Consider the following 13,761-nt stretch of genomic DNA (forward strand, 5'->3'; position numbering starts at 1 on the left):
CCACAGGGCAGGGCAGGCGCCGGACGGTCGCGGGCGGCGTACGGCCGGCTTCGATGGCGTCCAGGAGCAGCCGGGCCGCCGCCTCGCCCATCGCCCGGTGCGGCAGCGCGACCGAGGTGAGCGGCGGTGTGAGGAACGCGGCCATGTGCTCCTGGTCGTCGTAACCGACCACGGACAGATCGGCGGGCACGTCGATCCCGAGCCGGGTCGCGGCGTGCAGGACACCCGCCGCGACCCGGTCGTTGTAGCACAGGACGCCAGTGGGGCGACGGCGCGGCTCGACCCCGTCGAGCAGGCGCAGCGCCCCCGCGTATCCCGCGGAGATCTCCCCGCCGCCGCGCACGATCCACTCCTCGGGCACGGTGACGCCCTCGGCGCGCAGCGCGTCCCGGAAGCCGCGGGTACGTTCCACCGAGGCGATGTCGTCCAGACCGCCGATCACGGCGAGCCGGCGGTGGCCCGCACCGAGCAGCAGCCGGGCCGCGGTACGGCCACCGGCGCGTTCGGCAGGCACCACGGCGGGCAGGGAGTCGTCCTCGGGCAGGCAGTTGGCCAGCACGGAGTGGGTGCGGTGCAGGCCCTCGGGGACGCGGACCCGGCGCAGTGACATGGCCGCGTAGATGATGCCGTCCACGCGCCGGTCGAGCAGTTCCGCGACGGCCGCGTCCTCCTTGACCGGGTCACCGCCGGAGTCGACGGTGAGGACGAGATGGTCGCTGCCCCAGGCGGTCTCCATGGCGCCGCGCAGCAGCCGGCCGGCGAACGGCGAGGACGCGATCTCATCGGTGACCAGCCCGATCACGGCCGTACGGCGACGGCGCAGACCGCGGGCCACCGGGTCGGGGCGGTAGCCCAGCTGGGCCGCGGCCTGCCGGATGCGTTCCTGGGTGGCGGGCGAGAGGTTGCCCTCGGCTCGGCCGTTGAACACGAAGGACACCGCGGTGTGCGACACGCCGGCGAGCCGGGCGACGTCCCGTGACGTCGGGCGCCCGGTGCCCGTGCTCCTGCTCTCCTCGGCACCGCCCACGCCGTCCGCCGCCCTCGCCCAGCCCGTCCCTGTCGATCACCGTCCACCCTATCCGCGGGGGGCGCCACGGCACACGGCCCTCCGATGTGATCACCGGATTCCCCGGAGGGCGGGGACCGCTTCGGACGGGGCGTAAGCACGTCACCCGCTCATCCGCCGGCGATGCCGACCCACCGGCCCGGTGGAGGCCAGCGCCGGCCGGACCGCGCGAGCCGCTCACGACGGACGACCGGGCTGTGGTGGCGGACCTGACCGGTGCCCTCGCTGAAGGTGACGTCCTTCGTCCGGTGGACGGTGTTCTCGACGACCCGGTGCGCGCGTGCCCACGTGACCGGGATGCACCGCCGCACCGCGCTCCGCTGGGTCGCCTACGCCCGACGCGACTGGGCCGAATACCTCGCGGCCTCGCCCGTGTCCGTATCCCGCGCGCACACCCTGGTGGATGAGATGTCACCGCGATGGACGATGACGACTGCTGCGAGGCCGACGGCCAGGCCGAAAGCGGTCTGCGGACCGAACGTTTCGCCGAACATGAGGGCTCCCCAGACTGCTGTGACCGGGGCCATGAGGAACATGAGCGTGTTGACCTTGGTAACTCCAGAGCGCCTCAGGATGAGCCAGTACAGCCCGTATCCTCCGAAGGTCGACAAGGCTACGAGCCAGGTGATCGCGGCCCAGAACGAGAGCTCAGCGGGCGGCCCCGCGGCTCCGGCGCTCACGGCGAGTGCCGTGAAGATGACGGCACTGGTGGCGCAGTGGACCGTCAGCGACACTGCGGGCTCGACCCGTACGCGGGAGCGGCTTTCGAGGAACGTGGCCGCTACCAGCGAGAACATGCCGAGGAAGGGGATGAGATAGGCCCACCAGGCCGCACCGGTGCCGACCGCGGCATCGGCCATGGTGACGATGGCGACGCCGCTCACCCCCAGGCACAGGCCGAGCCACTGCCTGCGTGAGACGTATTGACGCAACAACGGTCCGGCAAGTGCTCCGGCGACGAGGGGCTGGACGCCGTCGATCAGAGCTGTGGTGCCGCTGGAGACCCCGAGTTGGATCGCGTAGTAGACGGTGAGCAGATAGCCACTCTGCGACAGCACGCCGATCATGGCCTGCCGGGCCACATCCCGCACTGCGAGGCCCCGCCACGACGTTCTGGAGGCGGTGGCAATGACGATCAGGATGACGGCCAGCGGCAGGAACCGCCACATCAGGATCGTGACCGCGGATGCACTGCCCGCGCCGAGCTTGGCTCCGATGAACCCGGAACTCCAGCAGATCACGAAGGCGATCGAGAGCAGGAAATTCACGCCTCACCCTCCACTAAACAGATCGGTATACTCATCGGCTCACTATACAGACCGGTATACTTTTGAGGTATGGGCACTACCGAGAGGCCGCGACGGATCACGATGACCCTTGCCGCACGGCGCGTCCTGGAGGCCGCCGCGAGGCTGTTCTACGAGCGCGGCATCCATGCCGTCGGGGTGGACCTGATCGCCGCCGAGGCCGGGGTGACGAAGAAGACCCTCTACGACCGGTTCGGTTCCAAGGAGCAGATCGTCGTGGAGTACCTCGCGGATCGTGATGAACGCTGGCGGGCCTTCCTCGCCCAGCGCCTCGACACCGCTCAGCCGACGTCGGCGGCGCGCGTCCTGGCCGTCTTCGATGCCTCACGCGCGTGGTCGGCGAAGAACAGTTCCAAGGGGTGCAGCATGGTCAACGCTCACGCCGAGATCAGCGATCCGTCCCACCCGGCCTACCCGATCATCACCGGGCAGAAGCAGTGGATGCTCACCCTGTTCACGGACCTCGCCGGGGACATCACCCCGGACGGGGCCGGCCATCTGAGCCAGACACTCATGCTGCTTCACGAAGGAGCGCTCGTCGCCCACGGCCTGAACATCTTCGCGGACCCCATCAGTCATGCCCGCGAACAGGCGCAAACTCTCCTTGCCGCCGCTGAGAACTCCGCAGCGAAGCGGTGAGGCGACACCCAAAAGATCGCTTCTGCGAGCCGGAAAGAGGAGGAAGAGCGCACAGTCGGAACAACCCCCTCCCGCCAGTAACCCGCAAGCGTTCCTGATGTGCGTCTACAACCGCGACCGGGCGCTCTGCCACCGCCTGAACGTCTCCGACACCCCGGGGCTGGACCAATGCCAGCCGTCCTGCGCAAACGTCGCGCGCAGCGACCATCAGACCGACCAACTCCTACGGCAGGCAATGAGCTTGGAGAATCAGGCCGCCTCCGAGGCGCTCCCCGACCCGCTCGCCGACCGGCTGTCCCAGCGCGCCGAACAGCTGCGTGCCTTGGCCGACCGGCACCATCACAACCGCCTCCACGCTCAGAAGCCGACCTCATGAGCCCCGCCCCCGATGAGCGCCAGCGCATCCGCGCCGCCATGGACCGCATCCTCAGCGGCCGGCCAGAGCACTCCAACGGCGCCCTCACAATCGTCGCCCTCGCGGTCGAAGCCGGTGTCCCACGTAGCGCACTCACCCATCGGCACACCGGCTCGAAGAACGAGTTCTGCGCAAGCAGGTCCGCCGACTCAAGGAGCTAGGGGCCGCCGACGCGGAGAAAATCGCCCAGCTCAAGGCCGACACCGAGACACTGGTGGGCGCTCTGCACCAAACCACGGTGGAGAACGGTCGCCTGCGCCATCAACTGGCTGATCGTGCATCGGTAGTCCGCACGCTCCCGGCGCAAGCGCCTTTCCCACAGGAGCGGCAGGGCATAAGCCCGTATATCAGGTGCCTTCCGCTCGTCAGCCGTTTCGCCAAGGTGAGGGACCGACCGAAACCGAGGTGTTCGCGGCGCCCGGAGCCGTCCCGTGCGCGCGAACCCCTCGGGTTCTGCTTCTGAGCTAGAAGGCCGCCGTCCGGTCTTCGCTGCGCGGGTCGATCACCTGGTGCTCGGTGTAGATGCCCGCGCGTGCCTCACGACGCCAGGGGCGCCCGTAGGTCACTGCATCGGCAGCGGCCTCGGAACTGTCGTCGAGGTTCACGACGGCTACCGATGGCGAGTCGTCCGCGGGGCACCGCGCAAGCCAGTGGCCATTGGGAGCGACGATCCCGGACGGTGCCGTGGCGCTGTGCTGTGCCGGCACTGACAAGCTGACCCAGTAGCTGTTGACCGCGGCGTGGCCTTGAGCTTGGGCGCCGATGTTACCCGGGGTGCCGCTTGTGGAGAACAGGACGCAGTCGACATCCAGCTTCTCGTACTCCGCCCACAACTCCGGGTAGTGGATCTCCATGCCCAGCAGGCAGCCGAAGCGCACGCCGTCGATCTCGAAGGTCACCGGTGAGACGCCCGGCGAGTACATGTACGAGACCTTCGTCTTCGACAGCAGGCGCTCGTCGTAGCGCGTGACGACGGCGCCGCGATCAGAGACGAGGTAGAGGCTGTTGTGCGGGCGGTTCGGCTCGGTCAGGCGGTGCACCGATGCAATCACCGTCCACAGCCGCAACTCGCGGGCCAGCTCGGCGATCGCGGCCAACTCCGATTGGAGCACCGGCCACTGGCACCGGTCCCAGTCCGCCGGGCCGACCGCGTCCGGGCCGTCGACGGACATGACGAACTTGCTGGGAAAACAGATCGCGCCTTCCGGAAAGTGCACGATCCTCGCTCCCTGAACACTGGCCTCGCGCATCAGAGCACGGACCTCACGCCCACTTTCGCGCAGCGCTTCAACGTCTCGGGGGTCATCGCGTACAGGAGTCTGCGCTACGGCAAGCCGCACACTCTTGGGATTCCTTGCTTCCGACATGACGTCTCCTGATGGAGTCGGACGGAAGTGCCGCAGGGCGGACGTGTAGGACTCACCGGTCTTGGCGGCGCGGGCACGCACCTGGCGCTTGAAGTTCCTACGGGCTGTCATCGCGGCCTTCCACGCCTTGAGCGACGGCTCCCCAGCAACCTCGCCCGAGGCGATCGGGCTGCAACAACGGCCTGAGACGCTGGTCCCTTTGCCTCCGACGGGAGACCGCGCTGGGGACGGTCGCAGGAGGTTCGGCGTAGGCCACGCAGTCGGTCATCATGCCGTCGCTCGCGAGCTCCGTCAACATCCTTCAACACGTCCAGCGCACCTCGGAAACGTGCAGGTGCCGCAGGTGCATCGCACCTGGACCGCCGTACGAGTTCGCCCCGGGCGACCACGAGTGTGACCGCCGGACGGGACGCGATTGTCCATATGTGGGAAATCTTGTCTCGCATACCGTGTTGCCCCGCACGGCGTGATCGACAAGTCTTCTGGCCATGTCAACTCACCGCCCCTCCGAAAGCGCCGGGTTCCGCCTGGTGCTCATCGGTGTGCACGCGCACGCGGTGTCCGACGTCGACTGTCGCTGAGCCCCCGGGCTCGAAGGGGCGCTGCCCGCCTCCCCACAGTCACTCCACCGAGCCCGTTCCGGCACGACCACTCCTCCCGAGTCGTCGGTGCGGTCTCGCGCAGCTCGGCGCCCGAAGCCGGCTGTTCCCGCATCCCTGATGCGGCACGCCGCTCCCGGTCCCGGCCGCACGAGTTCAGCGGCGGTATGCGGCAGCGCCCTCTGATCGCGATGGCGCTCGCCTGCGAACCGCGGTTCCTGGTGGCCGACGAGCCGACCACCGCACTGGACGTGACGGTCCAGGCCCAGATCCTCGACCTGCTGCACGACCTGCGCGCGGAGACGGGCCTGGGTCTGGTCCTGGTCTCCCACGACCTGGGGGTGGTGGCGGGCAGCGTGGAGGACATGCTGGTCATGAAGGGCGGGCGCGCCGTCGAGCGCGGCCCGGTCGCCACGGTCCTCAGTGACCCGCAGCAGCCGTACACCCGCGAACTGTTGGCCGCCGCACCCCGGGTGGAGACCCGGCGTGCCGCAGTCACCCCCGCAGCCGCTGCCCCTTCCGCATCCGCATCCGCGTCCGCGTCCGCGTCCGCATCCGGCGGAGACGTGCTGCTGGAAGCGGTGGACGTGCGTAGGGAGTTCGGGCGCAGGAAGGACCGCAGCATCGCGGTGGCCGGGTGTCGCTGACCGTGGCGCAGGGCGAGAGCCTCGGCATCGTCGGTGAGTCGGGCAGCGGCAAGACAACCCTGGGCCGGATGCTGGTGCGCCTGCTGGAGCCGAGTGGTGGCTCCGTCCACTACCGGGGGCGCGAGCTGACCGGTATCCGCAGCGACCTGCAGATGGTGTTCCAGGACCCGGTCTCCTCGCTCAACCCGCGCCGCAGCATCGGCGAGTCCGTCGCCGACCCGCTGCGGGCCGCCGGAACGCTCACCGACGCGGAGATCACCCGGCGGGCGAGGGAACTCCTGGAGCGCGTCGGTCTCGACCCGCGGTGGTACCACCGCTATCCGCACGAGCTCAGCGGCGGTCAGCGCCAGCGTGTCGGCATCGCCCGGGCGCTCGCGCCCGAACCCAGGCTCATCGTGTGCGACGAACCGGTCTCCGCACTCGACGTCACCACCCAGGCCCAGGTCCTGGACCTCCTCGCGCAGCTCCAACGTGACCTGGGGCTGGCCCTGGTGCTGATCTCCCACGACCTCGCGGTGGTGAGACAGGCCAGCGACCGGGTGGTGGTCATGCGCCAGGGCACCGTCGTCGAGGAGGGCCCGGCGGACACGGTCTACGACGCCCCCCGGGCCCCCTACACCAAGGCATTGCTGGCAGCCGTCCCGGTGCTCGACCCGGTGGAGGCCGCCCGACGCCGTGAGGCTCGCAGAAGCAGCGACGGCGGGGGACTCCGGGTGGGTGCCCGCTAGCCTGCCCGGTGCGTGTCCGCCGTCGCTGCCCCCGACGTGGCCCGGGCAGCCACGACTGGTCTTGGCCGGTTCGGGGCGGGAGCGGGGGCGGGACCCTGGTCCTCGCCCGCCCTCCGACCTGGCCCCTCAGCCGCTCGCCGGCTCTCCGAGCGGCTTCCGGTGCGGCGTCCGGGGGGCGTCGTGACCGCTGCCAGTCCCTCGTCAGCCTTTCAGGCGGGCTCCATCGACGTCGCCTTGCCTCCCGGGGGCCCGAACCGCACAGCAGGCCCCTGCACGCGTCCTGTCAGGCTTCGGCGAGCGCGCCATCGGTGGAAGCGCCGGAGGCGATGCCGTACGCCGGGTCGGGCACCGACGTGGGCTCCAGGAGAGTGGAGCGGCGGCCGCCCCCGCCGACCGGGATGTCGCCGTCGATGGTCATGCGGCGCAGAGTGCGGGTGTGGGTGTCGGAGTCGTCAACGCCGTACTGCTGGGTGGCCCGGTTGTCCCAGAGGGCGACGTCGCGGGCGCGCCACTGCCGGCAGGGCGCGTTCGCCGGTCTCAGGGTGGACACACCCCACCGGGTGCTCGGTGCGGAGCTAGGTAGAGGTGAACACCGTGCGGAACTGCTTGATCTCGGCGGTGGCCGCCTCGGGGCGTACGGCCGCGTAGTCGTAGTCCCCGCTCCAGGCCGAACCGGAGGATGTGGCCCGCCATCGGGGCCACTACGACGCGGGCTGGGACGCCCTGCGCGAGGCCCGCTTCGCCTGCCATCCGTCGGGTCGCCATGCCCTACCCCTCTATTGCGCCATGAGCGTTGTCGCATGTGATGTGCAAGAGAGGTGTTACCCGTGCCGGACGCCCGTCAGTCCACCGCCTCCCGTGAGCGCCGCCACTCGGCGAGCCGCGCGGGGGACCTGGCCTGGCGTGCGGCCACGACCATGACGACGACGGAGGTCAGGGCGATGCCGGCGCCGACGTAGAGCGGCGCGGTGTAGCCGAGGCCCGCGGTGATGGCCAGGCCCCCGAGCCAGGCGCCGAGGGCGTTGCCGATGTTGGACGCGGACACGTTGGCGCTGGCGGCCAGTGCCGCCCCGTGGGCGAAGTCGGTGACGCGAGTGATCATGCCGGGCACACTGGCGAACCCGGTCACCCCCATCAGAAACACGAGTATCACCGACGCGGTGGCGCTGCCGGCCAGCAGCCCGAACACGGCCAGGGTGATGGTCAGTCCGAGCAGCGCGAGGACCAGGGCACGGTCACGGTCGCGGTCGGCCGCTCGCCCGCCGATCAGGTTCCCCACGACCAGGCCGACGCCGTAGACCATCAGCAACCAGGCGACATCCCCTGAGGAGAAGCCGCTGACCTCGGTGAACGTGTAGGCGATGTAGCTGAACGCACCGAACATCCCGCCGTAGGAGAGCGCGGTGGCCGTCAGGGTCAGCCAGACCTGCCAGGACCGGAACGCGCGAAACTGTGCCCGCAGGCCACGGGGCGGTGTCGGTTCGGAGCGGCCCGCCCCTGGCGTCGGCCGAGCCTCACCCGCCCAGCCGGGGACGAGTGCGACGATTCCCGCCAGCGCGAGCACGCCGATTCCGGTGACCGCCCAGAAGGCCGCTCTCCAGCCCCAGCGTTCTCCGACCAGCGCGCCAAACGGCACGCCCAGCACGTTCGCGAGCGTGAGCCCGGCGAACATGACCGCCACCGCTTGGGACTTCTTCTCCGGCGCGACCAGGCTGCGGGCGACCAGCGAGCCGATACCGAAGAACGAGCCGTGGCACAACGCCGCGACGATCCGCCCGAGCATCATCACCGGATAGTTCGACGCGACTGCGGACAACAGGTTGCCGATGACGAACAGGGCCACCAGGCCGACCAGGATCGCCTTGCGGGGCAGCCGTGCCGTCGCCGCGGTGAGCGCGATGGCACCGATCGCGACACTCAACGCGTACCCGGAGATCAGCCAGCCGGCCGCCGCTTCGGACACCGAGAAACTCGACGCCACCTGCGGCAGCAGCCCGGCGATCAGGAACTCGGTCAGACCTATGCCGAACCCGCCGAGTGCCAGTGCGATGAGTCCACCCGGCATACGTCGCTCTCCGATCGCGCCCAACTAGTCACGGGGTACGGCACCGGACCCAACTATGCCATCACGAGTGCGAATTCGTACGGGCGTATGTCGCGGCCGCCGGTGGCGGGCCCCACTCGGCGTCGGTCATCCCTCCGGCTGCCAGGATGAGGCCATGGCGACATCTCGATCGATCACCTACGTACGGGTTGCTGAAGTCCTCACCGAACTCGGCATGGTCACCCAGGAGAAAGCCCAAAGCGTCGTGGACAGGTTCGGTGCCCTCGCGCACGAAGAACTCCGACCGCAGCATCACATAGCGTGCGCCCTCGAATCCTTCGGCGTGGCCGTCAACATCCACGCCGATGACGTCGACTTCGCCGACGAGCACTACGAATGGCTCCTGGGAGAAGCAGCGGCCCTCACCGGAGGAAAGGTCACCGTCGCGAACTTCCGCTTCGACAAGGAAGACGAGGACGACGAGGACGACGGCCGCGGGACGCTGTACTTCGAGCGCAACGGCAAGGAGCTCTCCGTCCAAGTGGAGCAGGAGTCGAACGACTACCTGGACATGGGCGCGGCCCATGCCGCCATCGAAGCGCTCAGCCCCGACGACGACCCCAGGTCCTTCCGCTGCGTCGACCGTCACCCGCAGGACCCCCTGGGGGGCGACGACGTCATGGTCCTGGCCACGGCCGAGCAGCGCGACGGGCTCTTCCAGCACCTCGGCATCACGTTCCGCAAAGCGTTGTGACAGATGTGCGGGGAGGCTGGTGGGAGCGGCGGGACGCCGGACAGCGGCCCGCGTCAGGCGGCCACCCTCAGACCGTGATCCGGCGTCCGGTGATGACGAGCGGATCGATGCCGATCCACAGCTCTCGCCCTCCGCCCGCCCAGGGTGTGCTGTGCGCCCGGTCAGTGAGCAGGCGCACGGCGTCGGGATCGGTGACGGTCCGCGCCCGCCCCCGCACGAGCACGCTCCAGCCCTGGCTGAACGCGTCGTCGATGCGGTCGATCTCGAAGGCGACCTGGTGGTCCGCCGCCAGGGAGGGTGTTGTTCCGGGAGCGGTCCGGAAGACGATGGCGCCTTCGACGACGCTGTAGTTGACGGGGACGATGACCGGTCCCGAGGAAGTGGTCACCGCGAGTCTGCCCACGCCGTGGGTGCCGAGCAGAACCCGGCACTCCTCAGTACTCAGATCGGTGAACTCCGGTTCTCGGGCAGCCCGTCCGGGACCGGGCGGAAGTCCCGCGTGGCCGCCCGCGAGCTCCGTCACGGTGGTTTCCAGGACTCCCGCCAGCCTGAGCAGGGCGCCCGCGTCGGGGGCTGCGCCGGGGTATTCCTCCAGGTAGCGGAGGTAGCTGGGTGCGATGCCCGCCCGGACGGCCGTCTGTCTCCGGGTCAGACCGAGTTCGGCGCGCCGTGCGGCGAGGCGTCGCCCGAGATCACCCGGGGACGGTCCCTCGGCCGTGTCCCGCGCGTGCGGGGGTGCCTGGTCGGTCATGGCCCCCACTCCCTCCTGTCAGGCCGCCCGGACGGCGACGACGTCGTGCTGCGGCTCGCCGAGCACCACCTTGAGCGCGCCGGTGTCGGCGGCGCGGGCGAAGATGTCGTACGCCTCCTCCATCTGGTCCAGCGGGAAGCTGTGGGTGACCAGCGACGAGGTGGGCAGCCGGCCGGCGGCCGCCATCCGCAGCAGGGTGGGCGTGGAGTAGGTGTCGACCAGGCCCGTGGTGATGGTCACGTTCCTCATCCACAGGTCCTCGAGGTGCAGGGTCGCGGGACCGCCGTGCACACCGACGTTGGCCACGTGCCCGCCGGGCCGCACCATGCGTGTGCACAGCTCGAAGGTCTCCGGCGCGCCGACCGCCTCGATGACCACGTCGGCGCCCAGCCCGTCGGTGAGGTCCTCGACCAGTTGCTCGGGGCCCTCGTGGGCGTCGGCCACGGCGTCGGCACCGAGCCGCTTCGCCGCGTCCAGCCGGGCGGCGGCCAGATCGACGGCGATGACGCGTTCCGGCGCGTACAGCTGGGCGGTGGCGGTCGCGGCCAGTCCGACAGGGCCGGCCCCGACGACGGCGACGGTGTCTCCGGGCTGCACCCGCCCGTTGAGCACGCCCACCTCGTAGCCGGTGGGGAAGATGTCCGCCAGCAGCACGGCGTCCCTGCTGTCCAGGGCACCGGGCAGGGTGTGGACGGACATGTCGGCGTAGGGCACGCGGACGTACTCGGCCTGCGTCCCGTCGATCACGTGGCCGAGGATCCAGCCCCCGCCGCCGTGGCACTGGCCGTACGTCCGCTCCCAGCAGAAGCGGCAGCGACCGCAGGCGGTGATGCAGGAGACCAGGACCCGGTCCCCCGGCCGTACGGTGTGCACGTCGCGGCCCGTTTCGACGATCTCGCCGACCGCCTCGTGCCCCAGGACCGTGCCGGGGCGGACCTCGGGTACGTGGCCCTTGAGGATGTGCAGGTCCGTGCCGCAGATGGTGACGGCGTCGACGCGCACGATCGCGTCGGTGGCCTCCTTGACCGCGGGATCCGGAACGTCCTGCCAGGCGGACTGCCCCGGACCGTGGAAGACGAAGCCCTTCATGACGATCCCCACCTTCCTCGGGGCTGTTCCTCACCTCCATAGTGACCGGATCCGGGGAGGTTCGCCTGGGGCCCGTGATCAGGCCGGCGTGGGCCGGACGAGGGTGTTGTCGCCGGTGCGGCCGGCGATGTAGTCCTCGACGTTGCGGGCGGTGGTCTCGACGATCTGCTCGACGGCGTCCCGGGTGAAGTACGCCTGGTGCGAGGTGACCAGCACGTTGTTGAAGGTCATCAGCCGGGCGAGGCGTTCGTCGGTCATCACCTCCAGGGACTTGTCGAGGAAGAACAGTCCGGCCTCCTCCTCGTACACGTCCAGGCCGACGCCGCCCAGCCGTCCCGCGCGCAGCGTCTCCAGCAGGGCGTCGGTGTCGACCAGGCCGCCGCGGCTGGAGTTGATCAGGATCGCGTCGTCCTTCATCAGCGCCAGGGCTTCGGCGTCCACCAGGTGGTGGGTGTTCGACAGGAGCGGTACGTGCAGACTGACCAGGTCCGCCTCGGCGAGCAGCCACTCGTGCTCGACGTACCGCATGCCGAGCGCCAGGCATTCGGGGTTCTCGGCGATGTCCCAGCCCAGCAGCCGCATGCCGAAGCCGTGGGCGATCCGGGCGAACGCGGTTCCGATCCTGCCGGTGCCCACCACCCCCGCCGTCCGGCCGTGCAGGTCCCGGCCCATCAGTCCGTCGAGCCGGAAGTCGAACTCCCGGGTCCGGTGGGCGGCCCGGACGATGCGGCGGTCGACGGCGAGCGCCAGGGCCCAGGCGAACTCGGCGACGGAGTAGGGCGAGTAGGACGACACCCGGGCCACCGTCAGCCCCAGTTCCTCGGCCACCGTCAGGTCGATGTTGTTGAAACCGGTGGCCCGCTGGGCGAGCATCCGCGTGCCGCCCGCGGCGAGCGTGCGCAGGACCTCCGCGTCCAGGGTGTCGTTGACCCCGCAGAGCACGACCTCGTGGCCTTCGGCGGTCGGTGCGGTGTCCTGGTTCAGGAACAGCCCCAGGCAGCGCAGCCCGTGGCGGTCTGCGAACACCTGGTGGAACGCCGTCCGCAGCAGTGGCTCCTCGTCCTTCAGGACGCCGTACGCGACGATCTCCACGTGTGCTCTCCTCCCTTGGAATCCCTTGGAGTCCCTTGGAGCGGGGGTCACCTCTCCACCGTAGGACGGCAGGGGCGAGGCGCGCTGCCGCGGTGCGCGGGGCGTCGCAGGTCAGTACGGTGCTGTTCAGGTGTTCGACCCTGCACGTGATGGTTCCGTCGGGTCATCGAGCGGTGGAGGCGGCATGGCCGGCAACGAGGCGGCGAAGGTGCCGCGCAAGCTGTACGAGCGTGAACTGCTGCGCCTGCAGACGGAGCTGGTGAAGCTGCAGGAGTGGGTGCGGGCGGAGGAAGCCCGGCTCGTCGTCGTCTTCGAGGGGCGGGACGCGGCGGGCAAGGGCGGCACCATCAAGCGGGTCGCCGAGCACCTCAATCCGCGGGTGGCCCGGACCGTGGCCCTGCCCAAGCCGACCGAGCGGGAACGCACCCAGTGGTACTTCCAGCGGTACGTCGAGCAGCTGCCTGCCGGCGGGGAGATCGTGCTGTTCGACCGCAGCTGGTACAACCGCGCCGGGGTCGAGCACGTGATGGGCTTCTGTACCAAGGAGGAGCACCAGCTGTTCCTGCGCCAGTGCCCGATCTTCGAGCGGATGCTGGTGGAGGACGGGGTCCTGCTGCGCAAGTACTGGTTCTCGGTGAGTGACGACGTACAGCAGGAGCGGTTCCGGCGGCGTCTGGAGGATCCGACGAGGAACTGGAAGCTCTCGCCCATGGACCTGGAGTCGATCACGCGCTGGGAGGCGTACTCCCGGGCCAAGGACGAGATGCTGGTGCACACGGACCTCGCCGAGGCGCCCTGGTACGTCGTCGAGAGCGACAACAAGCGGCGGGCCCGGCTGAACATGATCGCGCACCTGCTGAGCACCGTGCCCTACCGCGAGATGCCGCCGACCGTGCTCGAACTGCCGCCGCGCCCGCCGTCGACCGGCTATGAACGCACCCCGCGCGATCTGCAGACGTACGTGCCCGATCACGCGGCGAGCCTCTGAGCACCGTGTGAGCGACGCGACCCGGCGGGGGCCGTACGGTCCCCCGCTCGGGCCGTAGGGTCCCCGGCCCGGGCCGTAGGGTCCCCCGCTCGGGTCGTACGGTCCCCGGCCTGGGCCGTAGGTGTCCCCCGCTCGGGTCGTACGGTCCCCGGCCCGGGCCGTAGGTGTCCCCCGCTCGGGTCGTACGGTCCCCGGCCCGGGCCGGTCGACCCTGTGGTCCGGCCGGAGGGCGGCAGGCCCGCCGGGGGGGTCGGACGGCGGCAGGCCCGCCGGGG

Annotated in this window: 13 protein-coding genes and 2 pseudogenes; 6 read left to right on the forward strand and 9 right to left on the reverse strand. The window is 70.2% G+C overall.

Annotated features, from left to right (window positions below):
• The 3 genes from FNH08_RS27930 to FNH08_RS27940 form a co-directional block, all read right to left on the reverse strand.
• A partial coding sequence (locus tag FNH08_RS27930; RefSeq protein WP_322725561.1) for a LacI family DNA-binding transcriptional regulator occupies window positions 1-1,027 on the reverse strand: 1,027 nt, incomplete at its 3' end.
• 149 nt (window positions 1,028-1,176) lie between these two features.
• Window positions 1,177-1,377, reverse strand: coding sequence for a hypothetical protein (locus tag FNH08_RS27935; protein WP_152774304.1), 201 nt, complete (start codon window positions 1,375-1,377; stop codon window positions 1,177-1,179).
• An 18-nt stretch (window positions 1,378-1,395) separates the two neighbouring features.
• The gene (locus FNH08_RS27940) at window positions 1,396-2,334 is read right to left on the reverse strand and encodes a DMT family transporter (protein WP_322725563.1); all 939 of its coding nucleotides are present in this window, start codon (window positions 2,332-2,334) and stop codon (window positions 1,396-1,398) included.
• Between the two features lie 69 nt (window positions 2,335-2,403).
• On the opposite strand from FNH08_RS27940, the gene FNH08_RS27945 reads away from it, so the two are divergent.
• The 3 genes from FNH08_RS27945 to FNH08_RS27950 all read left to right on the forward strand — a co-directional run bounded on the left by FNH08_RS27945 (window position 2,404) and on the right by FNH08_RS27950 (window position 3,588).
• Complete coding sequence (locus tag FNH08_RS27945; RefSeq protein ID WP_152774305.1) at window positions 2,404-3,012, forward strand: TetR/AcrR family transcriptional regulator; 609 nt, start codon at window positions 2,404-2,406, stop codon at window positions 3,010-3,012.
• 235 nt (window positions 3,013-3,247) lie between these two features.
• On the forward strand, window positions 3,248-3,388 hold the full coding sequence (locus tag FNH08_RS50960) for a hypothetical protein (RefSeq protein WP_194238637.1): 141 nt from the start codon (window positions 3,248-3,250) through the stop codon (window positions 3,386-3,388).
• Window positions 3,385-3,588, forward strand: coding sequence for a hypothetical protein (locus tag FNH08_RS27950; protein ID WP_152774306.1), 204 nt, complete (start codon window positions 3,385-3,387; stop codon window positions 3,586-3,588). The genes FNH08_RS50960 and FNH08_RS27950 overlap by 4 nt, the downstream gene beginning before the upstream one ends.
• A gap of 303 nt (window positions 3,589-3,891) precedes the next feature.
• On the opposite strand, the gene FNH08_RS27955 is transcribed toward FNH08_RS27950, so the two are convergent.
• Entirely contained in the window at window positions 3,892-4,794 is a 903-nt protein-coding gene (locus tag FNH08_RS27955) for a carbon-nitrogen hydrolase family protein (RefSeq protein WP_228034394.1), read from the reverse strand.
• A 712-nt stretch (window positions 4,795-5,506) separates the two neighbouring features.
• On the opposite strand from FNH08_RS27955, the pseudogene FNH08_RS27960 reads away from it, so the two are divergent.
• Window positions 5,507-6,768, forward strand: a pseudogene (locus tag FNH08_RS27960) (ATP-binding cassette domain-containing protein); the annotation flags it as partial.
• Between the two features lie 283 nt (window positions 6,769-7,051).
• On the opposite strand, the pseudogene FNH08_RS27965 reads toward FNH08_RS27960, so the two are convergent.
• Together FNH08_RS27965 and FNH08_RS27970 are read right to left on the reverse strand one after the other, a co-directional pair.
• Window positions 7,052-7,454, reverse strand: a pseudogene (locus FNH08_RS27965) (TauD/TfdA dioxygenase family protein); the annotation flags it as partial.
• Between the two features lie 155 nt (window positions 7,455-7,609).
• Window positions 7,610-8,833, reverse strand: coding sequence for an MFS transporter (locus FNH08_RS27970; RefSeq protein ID WP_152774308.1), 1,224 nt, complete (start codon window positions 8,831-8,833; stop codon window positions 7,610-7,612).
• Window positions 8,834-8,987: 154 nt separating this feature from the next.
• On the opposite strand from FNH08_RS27970, the gene FNH08_RS27975 reads away from it, so the two are divergent.
• Entirely contained in the window at window positions 8,988-9,566 is a 579-nt protein-coding gene (locus tag FNH08_RS27975; RefSeq protein WP_152774309.1) for a hypothetical protein, read from the forward strand.
• Window positions 9,567-9,633: 67 nt separating this feature from the next.
• Here FNH08_RS27975 and FNH08_RS27980 read toward each other — a convergent pair whose 3' ends face one another.
• From FNH08_RS27980 to FNH08_RS27990, 3 genes are all read right to left on the reverse strand, one after another.
• Window positions 9,634-10,317 (reverse strand): helix-turn-helix domain-containing protein, encoded by a 684-nt coding sequence (locus FNH08_RS27980; protein WP_152774310.1) that lies wholly within the window; start codon window positions 10,315-10,317, stop codon window positions 9,634-9,636.
• A gap of 18 nt (window positions 10,318-10,335) precedes the next feature.
• A complete protein-coding gene (locus tag FNH08_RS27985) occupies window positions 10,336-11,406 on the reverse strand; it encodes a zinc-binding dehydrogenase (RefSeq protein ID WP_152774311.1) in 1,071 nt (356 codons plus the stop codon).
• A gap of 78 nt (window positions 11,407-11,484) precedes the next feature.
• Window positions 11,485-12,498: a 2-hydroxyacid dehydrogenase gene (locus FNH08_RS27990; RefSeq protein WP_322725566.1), complete on the reverse strand. Its 1,014-nt coding sequence runs from the start codon at window positions 12,496-12,498 to the stop codon at window positions 11,485-11,487.
• 184 nt (window positions 12,499-12,682) lie between these two features.
• Here FNH08_RS27990 and ppk2 point away from each other — a divergent pair, with 184 nt between their 5' ends.
• A complete protein-coding gene (gene ppk2 / locus FNH08_RS27995) occupies window positions 12,683-13,486 on the forward strand; it encodes a polyphosphate kinase 2 (protein ID WP_152774313.1) in 804 nt (267 codons plus the stop codon).
• Window positions 13,487-13,761 lie beyond the last annotated feature (275 nt).

The organism is Streptomyces spongiae, assembly GCF_009377185.1.
Taxonomy (GTDB): Bacteria; Actinomycetota; Actinomycetes; order Streptomycetales; family Streptomycetaceae; genus Streptomyces; species Streptomyces spongiae.

What these genes read in the sequence shown, in the direction of transcription:
- FNH08_RS27975 (WP_152774309.1), top strand. Translation starts at nt 8,988, where the DNA reads ATGGCGACATCTCGATCGATCACCTACGTACGGGTTGCTGAAGTCCTC.
- FNH08_RS27985 (WP_152774311.1), bottom strand. Translation starts at nt 11,406, where the DNA reads ATGAAGGGCTTCGTCTTCCACGGTCCGGGGCAGTCCGCCTGGCAGGAC.
- FNH08_RS50960 (WP_194238637.1), top strand. Translation starts at nt 3,248, where the DNA reads ATGAGCTTGGAGAATCAGGCCGCCTCCGAGGCGCTCCCCGACCCGCTC.
- FNH08_RS27980 (WP_152774310.1), bottom strand. Translation starts at nt 10,317, where the DNA reads ATGACCGACCAGGCACCCCCGCACGCGCGGGACACGGCCGAGGGACCG.
- FNH08_RS27950 (WP_152774306.1), top strand. Translation starts at nt 3,385, where the DNA reads ATGAGCCCCGCCCCCGATGAGCGCCAGCGCATCCGCGCCGCCATGGAC.
- FNH08_RS27945 (WP_152774305.1), top strand. Translation starts at nt 2,404, where the DNA reads ATGGGCACTACCGAGAGGCCGCGACGGATCACGATGACCCTTGCCGCA.
- FNH08_RS27955 (WP_228034394.1), bottom strand. Translation starts at nt 4,794, where the DNA reads ATGTCGGAAGCAAGGAATCCCAAGAGTGTGCGGCTTGCCGTAGCGCAG.
- ppk2 (WP_152774313.1), top strand. Translation starts at nt 12,683, where the DNA reads ATGGCCGGCAACGAGGCGGCGAAGGTGCCGCGCAAGCTGTACGAGCGT.
- FNH08_RS27970 (WP_152774308.1), bottom strand. Translation starts at nt 8,833, where the DNA reads ATGCCGGGTGGACTCATCGCACTGGCACTCGGCGGGTTCGGCATAGGT.